Raw genomic sequence first — 15,924 nt, 5'->3', positions numbered from 1 at the left:
TATTTAGTTCTCAAAGCTTTCAAGTGCTTCTCTTTCATCTTCAAGGATATCATAAAGGGATGGGAAGCCCAGCAGGTCGAATACGTTATATACGCGCTCATTCATATTGGTGAGCTTAATATCACCGCCTAAACTTCTTACATCTTCTATATAAGCCATAAAAACACCCAAACCGGCACTGGCTATATAATCCAGCCCAGAACAGTTTACTACAATGGCGTAGTTTTGTTCATCAATTAATGACTTAAGTGCATTTTCTAATTGCGAGGCGGTATGCGCGTCAAGCTCTCCTTTGATATCCAGTATACTTACGTTTTGTTTTTGGCGTGTAGCAATACTGAAATTTTTCATTCCAATTCAATTGAAGTTTGTTGGGGATGTTGAAACTGCATAATAACGTAAACCTTAGAATTAGGAAAGTGTTTAAGGGTGGAACGTTACGGGTAGTATTTGAAAAAGATACAAAAAAATAGCCCCTCACATTTATCTAATGCGAGGGGCTGACTATTCATCAAGAGAGACGCTACTTGAGCGCGTACGTAATTAAGCAAATGCTTGGGAGAGATACAACTATAAATTATTTAATGTTGTAAGACCTATGACCCGGCGGTACGCTCTACTTTAGAAACCCAGTATCCGGTATTCAATTCCGCACCAAGTTCTTTACCTAACTGCTCTGCTTCTGCTTTTTCAGCAAAAAAACCAACTCTAAGGCGGAACCAGATATCACCGGTCGCTTCCTCGCCTACTTTCACAACATAAGTATGCGGGTACTCGCGATCAGCGATCTGATTTTTATATTTCATAGCTGATTCTTCAGACCGAAACGCTCCTACCTGAACCGCATAAGTACCATCTTCAGCGAATTGAGGTTTTGCTTCTTCTTCAAGCCTTTTTTGCTCTTCAGCGCGGTCAATACTGTCTTGCCGTGCCTGCATCATTTCGGCTATACGTTGTTCTTCAACCTGGCGTAGTGAGTCTAAACGTGCTTGTTCCGCAGCTCTGCGTTCCTCTTCACTTGGGCCACATGCTTGTACCGCCATAAGTAGCATTACGAGCAACAAAGAATAGATACCTGAATTTTTCATAAGAGTATTAGTTGTGTGAATGTTGTCTGTAAGCTGTATCTCTCACAATGAATTAAACTTACATTATCCCTTCCTGTTTCACAAATATTCACGTATCAAAACTTTCGTATGTAAGTAAATAGTACGTATCTTATGTAGACTGAATCTAAATGAAGATTTTTTGGTTCAGGAACCCCCATGAAAGAATCATTACTCAACATATCCGGCTTAACAAAATCTTTTGATCAAAGCGGCCCGGTCGTAAATAAGGTCAGTTTTGACATAGAAAAAGATGAAATATTTGCACTGCTTGGCCCCAGTGGATGCGGAAAGACCACCACACTGCGTCTGATCGCGGGGTTTGAGCATTGCGATGATGGCAAAATTTTCATTGAAGGGGAGTTGGTGGAAGCCCCTGATACCCATCTTTCTCCCCAGAAGCGAAAAGTAGGTTTTGTCTTTCAGGATTATGCGCTTTTTCCCCACATGAATGCACTCGAAAATGTAGCTTTTGGATTGAAAGATGTTGAGCGTAAGAAACGCCCGGTACTTGCTGAAGAAGTTTTGTGTCGTACCGGTATGGAAAAGTACAAACACCGAATGCCGGATGAACTTTCGGGCGGGCAGCAGCAGCGTGTGGCACTTGCCCGGGCTATTGCGCCCAAGCCAAAATTGGTGTTGATGGACGAGCCTTTTTCCGGCCTCGATGCCATGCTTCGCGATGCCACCCGAAAAGAAGTGCGCACTATCCTAAAAAAATCAGGAATGAGTGCCATTCTTGTTACGCACGACCAGGAAGAAGCACTGTCTTTTGCCGATCGCATTGCGGTGATGAACAATGGGCAGATCGAACAAATCGGAACGCCTGAAGAAGTCTACTATCATCCCAAAACACAGTTTGTAGCGCAGTTTTTAGGGCGCACAAATTTATTTCGGGCACATGCTGATGGCTCAGATAATGTAGAAACTCGCTTAGGGCCTGTCAAAATTAACCGGGAAGCTGAAGGTTTTATTCTGTGTTCTTTACGTCCGGAACATTTGACCATAGAGCGGTGCAAACCTAATGGAGCGGAAAGCGGCATTATTACGGGCCGCGAATTTCGCGGGCATGACATTACTTATCACGTCCTTTTTAAAGGCGATAAATACATAGTCCACACCGATAACCGACTTATTTTTGATGTAAACGAACCGGTTATTGTGAAACCTCTGGAGCCTGCCGTAGTATTAGAACAGAAAGCATCTTCTAATCTTAAATAGATCATTATGTCATTTTTTGGATTTCTATTGCTATTGCTCATCGCTGCTATTTGTGGCGGAATCGGTCAAAGTATAAGCGGGTACAGTTTTGGCGGATGCCTGGTATCGTCAGGAGTAGGATTTATTGGAGCCATCATCGGTAAATGGATAGCAACCGAGCTGGGCCTGCCCGAACTTTGGACCATTGAGGTAAGCGGCAGTCCTTTTCCGGTGGTTTGGTCAATAATAGGAGCCGCATTGTTTACGGCAATTTTGGGAGCTCTCCTGCGCGGCAAAAAACAGCTGAAATAAAATTTCCCGGCTTTTAGAATAATAAGATTGGTTAAACGACTTCCATTTTCCGCAGGTATTTCGTAACTAAAGCCCTCATATTAATACTTAAATCGGGATATATGTATAAGTTGTTTATTTATCTGATCATTCTTTTTCTAAATGTGGGCAGTATTACTGTCATGGCTCAGCAAAATGACGAGCTGCCAAAACGAAGTGACAATTTAGAGGTCCTTTCTCATGTGCCTTTGGGTGCTCCGTTGAGTGTAACAGATATAGTTGTTGAACAGGAATTGAGTCGACCATACGCTTATGTAGGAAGGATGCAGGCGGAAAAAGGTTTTGACATCATTGATCTTTCTGATCCGGAACATGCGGAAGTGATCTATCGATGGAGAATGCCAAATGAGGAATTACATGTGGGACTCGGTGGTATGGACCCTAAATACTTCAAACATAACGATCGGTATTATGTGGTTCAGTCGTTGCAATTTTTCCAGGGCGGACCTAATACAGATGCCGGCGCGGTAGTGGTAGACGTGACCGGATTACCGGATGTGAGCAAAGTGAAAACGGTTGGGTATGTTCGAAATGCTGATCACCCCGGTGGCTTCCACAACATATTTATGTACAAACACTCCGATGGCCGGCCGTTATTATTTGCCACTACTTCCGGAGATGATGCCTACGTGTATGATTTGGGCAAGTTTGTTGAAGGAGAAGAAGATATTCTTGCCGGTACTATTCCAAACCCTGATACACCTGCCCGGTTAGCCGGTGCTTCATTAGGTTATCATGACTTCTATGTTGGTTATCACCCGGATAGCCAGCAAGATCGGTTTTATGGCGGTGGAGCCGGAGGATATTTTGTATTTGATGTGACAGAGATGGATTCAGTTAGCTTGCTTGCTTCTGTAACAGGAGTTAGCGGCGTTGTATGGGGACATACCGTAACACCTTCTCCGGATGGTCGCTACATCGTGGGTGAAACAGAATACATGCATGCCCCATTACGTATTTTTGATCTGCAGCCTGCACTGGATGGCGAAGTTCAAAATATTCGTGAACCGATAAGCTCCTGGAATTTTGATTATGAGAATCTGGTCCATAACCATGAGGTACGGTGGCCATATTTGTTCGTATCCGGTTATGAAGATGGCTTGTTGGTAGTCGATTTATTTAGCCCTGACGAGCCAAAGACTATTGCTTACTACGATACTTTTTTAGGTAAACATCAGTCCGGCATGTGTGGAGATAATACCTGCAATGGTGCTTTTGGTGTAGATGTAAGAAATGAAGACGGCCTTATTGTGGTCAGTGACATGGGAACCGGTTTCTGGGCATTCCGTTTGGAAGATTTTCAGGGATGGAATGGCCGCGGCTGGGGTTTCCCGAATATTTCCAGTGCTCAAAACTGGGATGAAGGTCCAACGGGAAACTAAACTATTTAACAAGCAGGTCTATTGATGATGCTTAAGAAAACGACATTATCATTAATACTGGGATTATTTGTTATGGCTTTTGGTGTATTACCGAAAGCCATGGCAAGTCCTGATTTACCCGCTTCGTTGCAATGTGCCGAAAAAGGCTCTGAGTATTACACTATTGACCTGGTGACAACCAAAAACATACCCGGAACAGGTATGGCTTCAGGCAAAGCTGTAATGAAATTCAACCCCAATCCCTTTGGTATATCAATATCGAAAGATGGATCGTATCTCCATCGATTAGAAATTCAAATTAGCAAAGCTAAAAAACCTGGGGAGGGAAAATTCGTTGCCTGGGTAACCACTCCTGAATTGGACAAAGTGAAAATGATCGGTTCATTGAATAAAGAATTCGAGGTTAGTGGCACGGTAGAGTGGAATAAATACATTGTAGTTATCACACTTGAAAAGGAAGTCCCGGATGAAAATGCTCGCATGTGGTCCGGCCCTATTGCTTTCCGGGGATTGTCCAGAAGCGGACTCATGCATACCATGGCTGGTCATGGTCCTTTTGCCCAGGAACCATGTGCTAAATACGGATATTATTAATGCAGAAGTTTTACCCGAATACTTTTTTCCTGCTACTCATTATAGCAGGATGTTCCCAATCTCTTCAAGCGCAGCATGAACATCATAACATGTCCGGTCATGGTATGGACATGGATACAACCCAGGCGGTATGGCGCATGCCGCCCATGAATATGGAAATGCCCATGCTACCCGGAATGCATAATGAGCTTCCACCTGTGGAGCCATTTCTTGCCGGAATGGGACTGCAAAAAGAAGATATACCTTTTGCAAAACCCCGTGAAATCCTGGAACTGGCAGACGGTGATACGGTTGAGCTACAAGCTTCTATTGTCCGGAGAAGTTTAGAGGGTAAGGATTATGTGATGTATGGCTATAACGGTCAATATCCGGGGCCACTGCTTAAGGCTCCGCAGAACAGTACTGTTGTGGTAGAATTCAATAATCAGATCGAATTTCCAACGACCGTTCATTGGCACGGCCTCCGCCACGATTATCGTTTTGACGGGACGTTATTTGCCCAGGACCCCGTACTAATAGGCGAATCATTTACCTATGAGCTTTATTTCAGAGATGCAGGGGTGTATTGGTATCATCCCCATGTGCTGGAATATATTCAACAGGATCTTGGACTGTACGGGAATATGTTGGTAGAGCCACCAGAAGATGATTATTACAATCCTGTGAACAGAGAGGAGATAGTAATTCTGGATGATATTTTAATTGATGAGCAAGGTCTGATTCCATGGGGGAAATCAAACCCAACGCATGCCCTTATGGGACGGTTTGGAAATGTGATGCTGGTAAATGGTAAAACAGATTATCAGTTGAATGTAGACAAAAATGAAGTGCTTCGGTTCTACATAACCAACGTGGCCAACACACGAACTTTTAACATGGTTTTTGAAGGAGCCAAAGTAAAAGTAGTAGGCTCTGATATCAGCAAGTTCGAAGAGGAAGTATATACTGAAAACATTCCTATTGCTGTAGCGGAGCGATATATCGTAGAGGTCTTATATGAAGAGCCGGGCACCTACCCGATATTGAATTCTATACAAGCCATTAATCATTTTAGGGGAGAATTCTATCCGCATCAGGATACCCTTGGAATGGTTACTGTATCTGAGCATGAAGTTGAGGAATCTTACACCGAGGCTTTTAACTCACTTAGGGTCAACGAGGATGTAAAAAAAGACATAGCGGAATATGAGCCCTACTTTGATAAGCCTGTCGATAAAAAATTAGAGCTGAAGGTTGAGGTTCAGAACCTGCCGATTCCCATCATGCAATCCATGGAGTTGGATACGGCCTATGTGCCACACCTGGAATGGAACGATACCATGCCAATGATGAACTGGCTGTCTACCGGCAAACAGGTAGAGTGGATACTGCACGATCCGGCTACCGGCAAGAATAACATGGATATCAACTGGGATTTTAAGAAAGGAGATGTCGTAAAACTCAGAATATTCAATGATCCGGATACCTTTCATCCTATGAACCACCCTTTTCATATTCACGGGCAGCGTCATCTGGTATTAAACATTGACGGAGCCGAAAACCCCAATATGGTTTGGAAAGATACGTCCATCATCCCGGTGGGGGCTACGGTAGATCTGCTGATAGATATGTCGAACCCAGGTAAGTGGATGATGCACTGTCACATTGGCGAACATCTGGATGCAGGGATGATGCTGGGCTTTGAAGTGGGTGAATAAAGAGCTGGGAACGAGTCATTAAATTCAGAGGCCAAAGTGATCTCTTCTGTTGATCTAAACATACATTCATCAAGGAATAAATAACTATGCAGGAAATTGAAGCCATACTTTTTGATATGGATGGGGTAATTGTTCACAGCAATCCCATTCATAAAGAGATCCTGATCAAATTTTGTGAGCAGAAGGGAGTCACCCTTACCGAGAAAAAACTCCGGGAAAAAGTATACGGACGCACCAATCAAGACTGGATTCCCAATGTTTTTGGTAAAGTTTCTCAAGAAACCATCAACGCCTACACTGATGAAAAGGAGCAAATGTTTCGGGATGTTTTTAAGCCGAAAGAGCATATCGTACCGGGCTTCATTGAGTTTCTGGACCGGTTGGACGCAGCCGGGATCAAGAAAGTGGTGGCTACCTCCGCACCTGCCGAAAATGCCGATCTCATTCTGGAGGAGCTTGGTATCACCGACCGGTTTGATGCGGTATTGAATTCATCTCATGTAACCAAAAGTAAACCCGATCCGGAGCCCTACCTGAAAGCAGCCCGGGCGGTTGGGGTGAATCCTGAAAACTGTATCGTATTTGAGGATTCCATCTCAGGGGTGCAATCGGGAAAGAATGCCGGAGCGGTTGTTGTTGGCGTTGCTACCACGCATTCACACAAAGAAATGAGTACCTGCGCCTTGGTAATAGATGATTTCGAAGGCTTGTCGGTGGGACAGCTGGAAGATCTTTTGGCGATAAAAGAAAACTAAGAACATTCAGTGTTTAATATTGAATGTTCAATATTCGATATTTGAGTGACCCCGCCGGGATTGCAAATATAAAACTTGGTGAATCGAAATAGGTTCAAATAAAGCCCTTCACGAACCATTATAAGCATTTTTGAATCACATTGAAACAACGTAACTTTAAATAAATCGCAATTTACCTGTACTAAATACTGTACTTGGTACAGGTTCAAAGTTTGAGGTTATGCCAACAATCAAAGCCGTATTAAGACCGCCTAAAGATAAGGAAGGGCAAAAGCCTATTTATATTCGCATAGCAGATGCCGGTAAAACCCGCTATGTATCAACCGGGCTTAAGGTGAAACCGGGGTTATGGAATGAAAACAAAAGAGAAGTGCGGGAAAATGATTTTATTGATGCTGCACACTTGAATAAGATTATTTCCGATAAGGTGAAAGCCATTAGGGATGAAGCCTATCAATTGCAGGCGGATAACCAAAATGTTAACGCGGATATTCTAAAGAAAAAGGCAAAATCTAAGGAATACCGGGGTTCATTCATTGAGTATGGAAAGACCTTTGCCAAACAAAAGCGCCGGGTTAATGTGCGAACCGGGAAAAGATACGATGCTGTTTTATCCAAAATAGAGGAATACACCGGCGGCAAATTGCAGTTTAAAGATGTTACGGTAACATGGCTAAAAGAGTTTTCCGCATGGCTGGCAGATGAAAAGGATAATTCACCAAATACGATACACTCCAATTTAAAGTGCATCCGGGCAATACTTTATGAAGCCATTAGGGAAAGCCAGTTTCCACAGGAAAAGAATCCGTTTTTTAAGTTCAAATTAACACAGCCCAAGGTTAGCCGGGTTAAGTTATCGGCGGATGAAATTAAAGCGCTGGCAAGTGTAGAAACGAATGATAATCCGGTACAGCAAATAGCCTTAGACATGTTTCTGTTTTCATTCTTTACCTATGGAATGAGATACAGTGATGTTTCACAGCTCAAATGGAAAAACATTGAAGGCGACTTCATCCGGTACGAAATGCGAAAGACAAGTGAAGCCCATAGCGTTAAAGTATTTCCACCGGCGCGGGCAATACTGGATAAGTATAAAGACAATCCATCCCCTAATGATTATGTCTTTCCTTTGCTGAATACCAAGCGGAATTTAGACAACCGGGAAACCTTAGTTAATGAGTTAGGCAGTAAAAACGCCTATGTAAATAAAGAGCTGAATAACCTTAGAAAGAAAGCCGCAATTAATAAGCGCGTTTCATTCCATACAGCCCGGCATAGTTACGCGGATATTGCCCGGAAAAAGGGCACTGATTTACATGCCATTTCAAACAGTTTAGGACATGCATCCCTAAAGACAACCGAAAGTTATCTGAAAGCTTTAGATAATGAAACAACCGATAAGAAAGTGCAAAGCGTATATGAAGAATTTTAATTATACAAATTGCACCAAAGCATCATATTCATGGATTCAAAAAAGAAACAAAGCCGGTATTTCCAAAAACTGGATAAAGAGGATATAAAGGCAAATTTCAAAGATCTAAAGGAAAGAATGAAACTTTCTCAATTACCGCCGAAGGGGAGCAAAAACCCCACCCACAAAGAGGCTGTTAATATTGGTGAATATAAAATACCTGTTCATGCTGATATTTTAGAACCTAATCGAAACAATCCTTTATTTGAGTTACTGGATTTTCCTTCAGTTCCAAAACTACAGGCTTATATCAATAAACATAGGCAGCACTTGAAGAAAATGCAGTCCTATCATTTTAAAAGCTTTATTCATTCCATTTCTGCTATGCCATTAAAAGAACAGCGGGCTATTATTAATGATTGCCTTTCTAAAGCTACCACACAAAGAAATAGTAAATTATTGGCAGGTGATGAATTAACAGAATGGGATAAGGCCTTTGAGGAAGCCATTTTAAAAGAGCAAAAAAGAATTGAATATCTTCTGGAAGATGAAGCATCAAAAAAAGACAAAAGAAAGAAGCATAAGTCAGATGAACAAAAGGAAATTGCCCAAAAGTATCTATCAAAAAACCGGGGTGTTTGGAAGAAGGAATATAATGGCAGCCAAAAGCCGTTTGTAGTAGATAAAATAATTCCCCATATCATTAACAAGTTAGGAATTAGTAAAAAACAGTGCCTTTCAGAAGGCCAAATTCGCCAATCACTGGATTGGAATAAACCAAAATAGCACAACCCATACAGGTTCATTCTGAATTGTGTGGTTTTTATAAAATACCACACCCCTAAACCATTGCCTGCCTTTAGTTTATAGACTTGATTGTGTGGGTTTTAAATTAACCACACTAATTTAATTTGCGTTATTTGATTTCAACAATTTTAACGCAAATTAAATGGCTATGAGTAATGAGATAGTAGTAACACCGCAAACGGAACTCCGCCGGATTGTAGCGGATGAAATCACTAAAGCGCTGGCAGCATCAAAGCCCACCAAGCCCGCGCCGGAAAAAGAAGTATTAAATACCAGTGAGGCAATGAAATATTTGGGTGTTTCGCGTTCAACCTTGCAGCGCTGGCGGAATGATGGAACTGTTCCTTTTCGGAAAATTAACGGATCCATCCGATACACCCGCACTGACTTAGATAGGGTTTTGGACAATAACAGAGGGTAAGCGTGAGTAAGAAAGAAAAACTTACAACCGGCGAAATACTACTGGATATTATCGACTATTCCGCCGTTTTATTTCGAGACCCGGCCGGATTAGCTTGGGCACGTATAAATGGGGAATGCCACCCGGTAAGAAGTACAACATTTAGGCGGCATATTCAACGTAAATTTTATCATCTCGAAGGAAAAGCACCACATACACAAGCCGTACAGGAAGCTATTGAGCAAGCTGAAGGCAAAGCACTTTTTGAAGGTAGATTTACAAAAAAGGTTCATGTAAGAAACGCCTTTCAGGACGGAAAAATCTTTATTGATTTAGGGGATGAAGATAAAACCATTGCTGAAGTAACAAAGGGCGGATATAACAATCTAACCACTGAAGCTACTTATTTTCACAGACCTTCAGGACTCGAAGCCCTACCCATTCCCGAACAAGGGGAAATTGAAGATCTAAAGCGTTTTTTAAATTATGAAAGTGAAGGCGACTTCAAACTTTTGATAGCTTGGATGTTAGCTGCACTTAATCCCGATATTGCATGCCCTATCTTGATTCTGCAAGGCGAACAGGGTTCTGCTAAGTCAACTACATCAAAAATCATTCGAGCGCTTACAGACCCAAATACAGCGCCAATAAGAACAGCCCCAAGGGATGAACGGGAACTTATTATTCAGGGTGAAAATGCACGGGTTATTTGTTTAGACAACTTATCCGGGGTGAAATCATGGCTTTCAGATGCACTTTGTAGAATTTGCACCGGCGGCGGCTTTTCTGCACGGAAACTATACACTGATAGTGAGGAAAAAATATTTCAGATCAGGCGACCGATTATCTTGAATGGTATTGATGACATTGCAACCAGGGGCGACCTATTAGACCGTGCCATCGTCTTAAGCCTTCCAGCCATACCACAGGATAAAAGGAAGGATGAAAGCACGTTCTGGAATGAATTTGAACAAGCTAAGCCCGGAATTTTTGGAGCGCTTTTAGTTGGACTTTGCCACGGCCTGAAATATCAGGACGAAATTAAATTAAACCGATTGCCACGCATGGCAGATTTTGCCCGATGGGTACAGGCAGCCACGAAAGCGTATGATTGGAATGATGTTGTAAGCCTTTATTTCAATAACAGAAACAATGCCGTTGAAACCGGACTGGATAGCGACATCTTAGCAAGTGCCATCCGGAAAATAGTTGCTAACACTTCTGAATACAGAAACACAGCCACACATTTAATTGAGAAGATCAAAGAAGTTTCACCCGAAACAAATGAACGGTATTTGCCCACCACCCGGACACTAAAAAGCCGTCTAACTCGACTATCTCCAGCACTTAGACAGATCGGTATTACTTGGGATAGAGTACACACTGAAAACGGAAACGAATATTTCATTAAAAAAAGCCCGTTGAAAGCTTCAGAAGCTTCAGAAGATTCAGAAACGTATAAAAACAACGGTTTAGATACTGAAGGAACACTGAAGGAATATGAAGCAACATTCAGTAAAGCTTCAGGACAAAAACAAGCTTTAACGCCTGTAAATGGCAATACTGAAGGAACTGAAGCAACTGAAGCAATAGAACAGCAACTTTTTAACAAAGAAATGGCAAGACTGGAAGGATATCCGGTCGAAGATGAAACGCCGTTCTAAACAACTGATAATGATAGCCAAAAATAGCAGCATTATTCCTGTCAGGATTGCAAATACAGGCTTTAAGTAGCTGTTATTTAATAATGAATTAAAATAGTAGTACAGGAAATACTACAGATAAACCCCAAGAATTTTAATTTTTACCAAACCAATAAAACCACGAAAAAATGAACTCAGAAAAGATAACTAATCAGATTAACCGAACCGAAAAGGAAGTTGGTGAACTGGAAAAGCGTAACACTAAGCTGGAGCGGGAACTGTATGAGATTAAAAACGACCATGAAGATCTTATCAGTGATGAAGGGCAAGAGAAAATCAAAAAGATAAAATCATCCCGTGAAATCATTAAAGAAGCGATTGAAGAGAAGCGAGAAAAACTTGAATCACTCCAAATTCAGCTCCAGGAAGCCCAAAAGAAAGAAGCCAATTCCGGCGATTATTTGAAGAAAGCTCTCGAAAAAAACCGAAAAGCAGCCGGTTTAAAAACGAATTAAACAAATCACCAACAGACAAAAAACAGACTGATGAACACACCCGAAAAAATTAAAAAGAACATCACCCAAGTTGAAACCGAAATAAAGGATCTGGAAGCCAAATATTCCGAACTGGAAGAAAAGCTGTTCCAAAAGAAAAAGGATGCTAAGGCCATTCTTTCCAATGAAGGGGAAAAGGAAATACAGAACCTTATTTCCCACAGGCAAATAGTAACCGAAGCCCTCGAAGAGCGCCGGGAACATTTGGAAGAGTTGCAGCAGCAGCTTATCCAGGCTGAAGCTAAAGCCGCCCGGAAAAACCATTTTCAAACGTGTGTAGAACTGGCAAAGCAGGCCGAAGATGCTAAATGCAACTATCTGGAGAAAGTGAAAGAACTGGATAACGAACTTTACGAAAAACTGCTGGCTGTTTTCGATGAAAAAATGAAATGGAAGCAGGCCGCCGAAACCTTTATGCAAACCGCCGATAAGGTAGCACCCGGCTTTAAGACCACTACCAAAACAGACAATGACAGTGAGGCCGAAGCCGAAAGGAAAACTTTCATTCAGCAAGTGGAAGCTGAAGCCGGTATTTCCACTGAAGCCGCCCGAACGGACTTCTTTCTATCTTATCGGTTTTACCGGGATACATCCCCTTCAGGAACTAAGTATAAACTGGACTTAAAAACCCCGATTGCTTCACTGGCAGAAAAAGCAGATTTGAAACGCTCCAGGGAAAAAGAACACAAAGCGAAAGAAGTAGCTTAACAGCACTTTTTTTGAATACCCCATGAACACCCCTTTTTAACTGGATACCCTATGGAAAAGCAGGAAAACAATATTTGTGGTGCCCGAACCAAAGCAACCGGTAAGCCGTGCCAAAAAGCGCCGGTGCCCGGTTCCACAAAGTGCCATTTACATGGTGGAAAAAGTTTGAAGGGCACCCAAAGCAAGCGATACAAACACGGCCTATACAGCAAACACGCAGGCAGCTCTTTAAAATCCGTGCTGGATGAATTGGAAGAGACATCCAGTGAGGAACTTATCAACCCGGATAATGAAATCAAATTGATGCAGGCGCTAATTATTTCAGCCAAAGCGCTGGAGAACAACCTTTCCGATCTTCACGATCTGGACACTATTTCCCGGATCATTGAACGCTTGGTACACTGTAAACAGCGGAGCCAAAAGATCCTGTTAGAACAGGAAAGGCTTATCCCGGCCGAAGATTTGAAGCTATTCCTGGACTGGATGGAAGCTCTTCTAATCAACCACATTGGCCAAGCTGAAGCCGAAACCATTATTTCAAAACTCCAATCCTTCAAAATTTCCGACCATGCGAATAGATGAACTGCTATCCCAAACCAATGAGATCACCCCGGAGAAATACAGCACACTCAAAGCCCAAAAGGTTTTTTTGATAGAGTACCGGGAACAATCGGGATGGGATTTTTCCGATCTGGAAACACTCACAGAAGCCCAAGCCCGGCGCTATCTGGATCTGTTCCACAGGTTGCAAGCCTTTGAGAATGAAAACAATATCAGGAAGCCAATCCGGGAAGTAATTATTTCCCACAATCAGGAACCGGCATGGCCTAAAGAATTGCAGCGCTATAAAACGCCGTTCATCTTTGAAGCCTATCTAATGCATAAATTTAACCTTCAATCCCGAAGCTATGCGAATTGAAAAGCTGATAACTGACTATCAAGCCGAAAAGAAAAAAGTGGATCAGCAAACCGCCCAAGTGATAATTTACGACCCGGAACATCCCCCAAAGATTGAACGCTCTCCAGGGGATGAACGGACTTTAATTTTTTTACCGGATAACGGCCGCTAAAATAAGTGCCGGTTATTGGTGATCTGCTTAACTGGCATTCTTTATCTTTTCGAGTTCTTCCCGGTATCCTTTAGCTCTATAAATCCACAGAGTAGCTGTTTCTTTTTCTACTTCATGGGCAAGGCTTTTGAGTTCTCGAATAAAAATATCCAGCGTATGCAAGCTATCAATTTGAAAGCTTTTTGCCTCTTTGATATCTGCTAAAACATCACTCCATTTTTTTGCAGCCCTCAATGCATAATGAGCAAGATAGCTCACTGTATAAGCGGCTTCATCACTCATATAGCGGAATGATTCTTCAAGGCTATATTTTGCGTGTTCTGACTCTGTAAGAGTTAAGATCATTCCATAATTGAGCATGTCAAATCCTTTCGAGTTTTTGAGGTAGTCGCCCCATTCTGCTGCCATAGCTTCAGCAACATCATCTTCATGCTTCTCTTTGACTTCCTTCTCAATAAGCTCAAATAATTCATCTGCTTTTTTCTTTATACCTGGATTCAGTTTAATTTTGTCCATTATTCCTTTGGTTAAGTGTTTGGGTTAAATCCTTTATATCAAATTCATACTCACTCAGGCGTTCCAATAAATGAGTTCTGGCATCATTACCGATAGATTCGCAATCAACGATAACAGCGTTTAGGGCTTCATTTTTTAGGGATTGCTCTGGAAGTTTTGACCTGAGGGAGGTTGCGCAGTCTCCTAACTCCAGCAACTCAATAAGGGCATCCGATTTCATATAATACATGGCTCCATCTGTGCTGAGCGTGTGGGTATCAACGCTTGGCTTAGTGATGGCAAAAATGGTATCAATAATTTCAAACTCTTCCAGTTGGTGAAGCTTGAAAGGGTATTTTTTTCTAAAGGCTCCAGCAACATCATCATAAGAATGTTTTTTGATGGCCTTTTTTAGTTCTGCACCAAGGGTTTCGAGAGCTTTGGCGGCTTTTTCTATGTCGATAGATTTTTCAGTTTCCATTTTATGCAGGAATTAGGGTTGAAGAGTTCTGCCCATTATCACTGAAACACTCCTTCTCAATTTGGCGGTTGGTGCGATTGATGACAGCTTGAAGCGCGTTATTCTTTACCCTCTGTTCTTCTTCCATTCGCATTTTCTGGGCTTCTATTTTGAACCGCTTGTTTCCATCTTCTGATTTAGTCATTTTTATACCTCGTTATGTTTACAGAAAGCAGGTCATGTCCTCAAAAACTGGCCTGCTTTCATTTTTTTGTTTAACTCTTTTCAGTTTATATATGCTGAAAATTAAAAACAAGTAAATGCAATATAATTAAGTGATTACCTATTATTCATAAATTGCCCATTTTATAGCTAAAAACTTTCCTATTAGGAATTTTTGAGCAAAAGTTAGTAAGAAAAAGAGGCGCGATTTCCTACCAGGTAATTTCAAGGGCTGGAGGGCTACAATTATTTCCAAATAGGAAGCCGGTAAATCAGGCCAAAAAAATATTTTTGCGAATTTTGCCTGATTTTGAGAGTGGATGAGGGAAAAGAAGCGTTTTCTTAGTTAGTTGGTATATGGTATCGGTCGTACGTGAATAGAGTGATTAGGGAAAAATTCTTTAAATAGATCCTTTGTGCGATTGATGAGTTCTTTTGCTTCCAGATATTTGCCTTTCACGTTTTTGCTTTGGCGTACTGCAATAATCAATTCGTTTTTAGATTGATTGAGAACTTTGAAAGTGATATTGGAATTGGCAGCATAAAGCCCACAAGCTTTGTTAAGTTTTAAAAGCTCTTGTTTAGGTAAGTCCAGAGATTGAATATTCTTCATATGAGTGGGTTTATTCTGAATGTTACATCATTAAGATGGAAGAGGTGAGGCCTCACAATTAAAATATGAAGGCCGTTTTTTGGCATATTTCCCATATTCCCCCCTGCCCATGATTTACGCACAAAAAGAGAGTAACCGGCAAAAATTTTTCTGTACATTAAAACCCGGCTAATCCGGCATTTATAAGCCTGTACCTGTACCAATTACTGTACTAATAAAGTAAATAATACGTGTTAAGTAACTGATATTAATTTTTTTAGTAAAATAACTATGTGACCCCGCCGGGAATCGAACCCAGATCTAGGACTTAGGAGGTCCCTATTCTATCCGATTGAACTACAGGGTCAATGTTAAAGGCAATGTTCTTGTAAAAGATACGTAGGTTCATGTAACTAATCAGCTGTTTATGAGTAAAAGCGGTCTGTTGTTCTTATGTTTTAATTTAACCTGCGTTTC

20 protein-coding genes and 1 tRNA gene are annotated in these 15,924 nt (G+C 41.6%); 14 read left to right on the top strand and 7 right to left on the bottom strand.

Annotation, left to right across the window (positions count from 1 at the left end; genetic code table 11):
• Nucleotides 1-3: 3 nt before the first annotated feature.
• Both B151_RS0114285 and B151_RS0114280 read right to left on the bottom strand, forming a co-directional pair.
• On the bottom strand, nucleotides 4-351 hold the full coding sequence (locus tag B151_RS0114285; protein ID WP_020404334.1) for an STAS domain-containing protein: 348 nt from the start codon (nucleotides 349-351) through the stop codon (nucleotides 4-6).
• A gap of 245 nt (nucleotides 352-596) precedes the next feature.
• Nucleotides 597-1,088, bottom strand: coding sequence for an SPOR domain-containing protein (locus B151_RS0114280; RefSeq protein WP_020404333.1), 492 nt, complete (start codon nucleotides 1,086-1,088; stop codon nucleotides 597-599).
• A 177-nt stretch (nucleotides 1,089-1,265) separates the two neighbouring features.
• Between B151_RS0114280 and B151_RS0114275 the strand changes: the two genes are divergently transcribed.
• The 14 genes from B151_RS0114275 to B151_RS0114210 all read left to right on the top strand — a co-directional run bounded on the left by B151_RS0114275 (nucleotide 1,266) and on the right by B151_RS0114210 (nucleotide 13,527).
• Nucleotides 1,266-2,327 (top strand): ABC transporter ATP-binding protein, encoded by a 1,062-nt coding sequence (locus B151_RS0114275; RefSeq protein ID WP_020404332.1) that lies wholly within the window; start codon nucleotides 1,266-1,268, stop codon nucleotides 2,325-2,327.
• A gap of 6 nt (nucleotides 2,328-2,333) precedes the next feature.
• Entirely contained in the window at nucleotides 2,334-2,618 is a 285-nt protein-coding gene (locus B151_RS0114270) for a hypothetical protein (protein ID WP_020404331.1), read from the top strand.
• A 101-nt stretch (nucleotides 2,619-2,719) separates the two neighbouring features.
• A complete protein-coding gene (locus B151_RS0114265) occupies nucleotides 2,720-4,039 on the top strand; it encodes an LVIVD repeat-containing protein (RefSeq protein WP_020404330.1) in 1,320 nt (439 codons plus the stop codon).
• 24 nt (nucleotides 4,040-4,063) lie between these two features.
• Nucleotides 4,064-4,633, top strand: a complete 570-nt coding sequence (locus B151_RS0114260) for a hypothetical protein (protein WP_020404329.1) — start codon at nucleotides 4,064-4,066, stop codon at nucleotides 4,631-4,633.
• Complete coding sequence (locus tag B151_RS18890; protein ID WP_020404328.1) at nucleotides 4,633-6,330, top strand: multicopper oxidase family protein; 1,698 nt, start codon at nucleotides 4,633-4,635, stop codon at nucleotides 6,328-6,330. The genes B151_RS0114260 and B151_RS18890 overlap by 1 nt, the downstream gene beginning before the upstream one ends.
• Before the next feature lie 86 nt (nucleotides 6,331-6,416).
• A complete protein-coding gene (locus B151_RS0114250) occupies nucleotides 6,417-7,085 on the top strand; it encodes an HAD family hydrolase (protein WP_020404327.1) in 669 nt (222 codons plus the stop codon).
• A gap of 220 nt (nucleotides 7,086-7,305) precedes the next feature.
• Nucleotides 7,306-8,517, top strand: a complete 1,212-nt coding sequence (locus B151_RS0114245) for a site-specific integrase (protein WP_020404326.1) — start codon at nucleotides 7,306-7,308, stop codon at nucleotides 8,515-8,517.
• Between the two features lie 30 nt (nucleotides 8,518-8,547).
• Nucleotides 8,548-9,282: a hypothetical protein gene (locus B151_RS0114240; protein WP_020404325.1), complete on the top strand. Its 735-nt coding sequence runs from the start codon at nucleotides 8,548-8,550 to the stop codon at nucleotides 9,280-9,282.
• Between the two features lie 169 nt (nucleotides 9,283-9,451).
• Complete coding sequence (locus B151_RS18885) at nucleotides 9,452-9,724, top strand: helix-turn-helix domain-containing protein (RefSeq protein ID WP_169332222.1); 273 nt, start codon at nucleotides 9,452-9,454, stop codon at nucleotides 9,722-9,724.
• Between the two features lie 2 nt (nucleotides 9,725-9,726).
• Nucleotides 9,727-11,367, top strand: coding sequence for a hypothetical protein (locus B151_RS18880; protein WP_020404323.1), 1,641 nt, complete (start codon nucleotides 9,727-9,729; stop codon nucleotides 11,365-11,367).
• 167 nt (nucleotides 11,368-11,534) lie between these two features.
• A complete protein-coding gene (locus tag B151_RS0114225) occupies nucleotides 11,535-11,861 on the top strand; it encodes a hypothetical protein (RefSeq protein WP_020404322.1) in 327 nt (108 codons plus the stop codon).
• A gap of 30 nt (nucleotides 11,862-11,891) precedes the next feature.
• Nucleotides 11,892-12,608 (top strand): hypothetical protein, encoded by a 717-nt coding sequence (locus B151_RS0114220; protein WP_020404321.1) that lies wholly within the window; start codon nucleotides 11,892-11,894, stop codon nucleotides 12,606-12,608.
• A gap of 51 nt (nucleotides 12,609-12,659) precedes the next feature.
• The gene (locus tag B151_RS0114215; protein WP_020404320.1) at nucleotides 12,660-13,190 is read left to right on the top strand and encodes an HGGxSTG domain-containing protein; all 531 of its coding nucleotides are present in this window, start codon (nucleotides 12,660-12,662) and stop codon (nucleotides 13,188-13,190) included.
• On the top strand, nucleotides 13,177-13,527 hold the full coding sequence (locus B151_RS0114210; protein ID WP_020404319.1) for a hypothetical protein: 351 nt from the start codon (nucleotides 13,177-13,179) through the stop codon (nucleotides 13,525-13,527). The genes B151_RS0114215 and B151_RS0114210 overlap by 14 nt, the downstream gene beginning before the upstream one ends.
• Before the next feature lie 178 nt (nucleotides 13,528-13,705).
• On the opposite strand, the gene B151_RS0114200 is transcribed toward B151_RS0114210, so the two are convergent.
• From B151_RS0114200 to B151_RS0114180, 5 genes are all read right to left on the bottom strand, one after another.
• Nucleotides 13,706-14,194, bottom strand: a complete 489-nt coding sequence (locus B151_RS0114200) for a hypothetical protein (protein WP_020404317.1) — start codon at nucleotides 14,192-14,194, stop codon at nucleotides 13,706-13,708.
• Nucleotides 14,181-14,654, bottom strand: coding sequence for a hypothetical protein (locus tag B151_RS0114195; RefSeq protein WP_020404316.1), 474 nt, complete (start codon nucleotides 14,652-14,654; stop codon nucleotides 14,181-14,183). The genes B151_RS0114200 and B151_RS0114195 overlap by 14 nt, the downstream gene beginning before the upstream one ends.
• A gap of 1 nt (nucleotide 14,655) precedes the next feature.
• Nucleotides 14,656-14,838, bottom strand: a complete 183-nt coding sequence (locus B151_RS0114190; protein ID WP_020404315.1) for a hypothetical protein — start codon at nucleotides 14,836-14,838, stop codon at nucleotides 14,656-14,658.
• Nucleotides 14,839-15,201: 363 nt separating this feature from the next.
• Complete coding sequence (locus B151_RS0114185) at nucleotides 15,202-15,468, bottom strand: hypothetical protein (RefSeq protein ID WP_020404314.1); 267 nt, start codon at nucleotides 15,466-15,468, stop codon at nucleotides 15,202-15,204.
• Nucleotides 15,469-15,741: 273 nt separating this feature from the next.
• A tRNA-Arg gene (locus tag B151_RS0114180) sits at nucleotides 15,742-15,814 on the bottom strand.
• Between the last annotated feature and the right edge of the window lie 110 nt (nucleotides 15,815-15,924).

The organism is Gracilimonas tropica DSM 19535 (assembly GCF_000375425.1).
Taxonomy (GTDB): domain Bacteria; phylum Bacteroidota; class Rhodothermia; order Balneolales; family Balneolaceae; genus Gracilimonas; species Gracilimonas tropica.
Note: the sequence above shows the minus strand (reverse complement) of the source record. Positions and strands in the feature narration are given on the sequence as shown.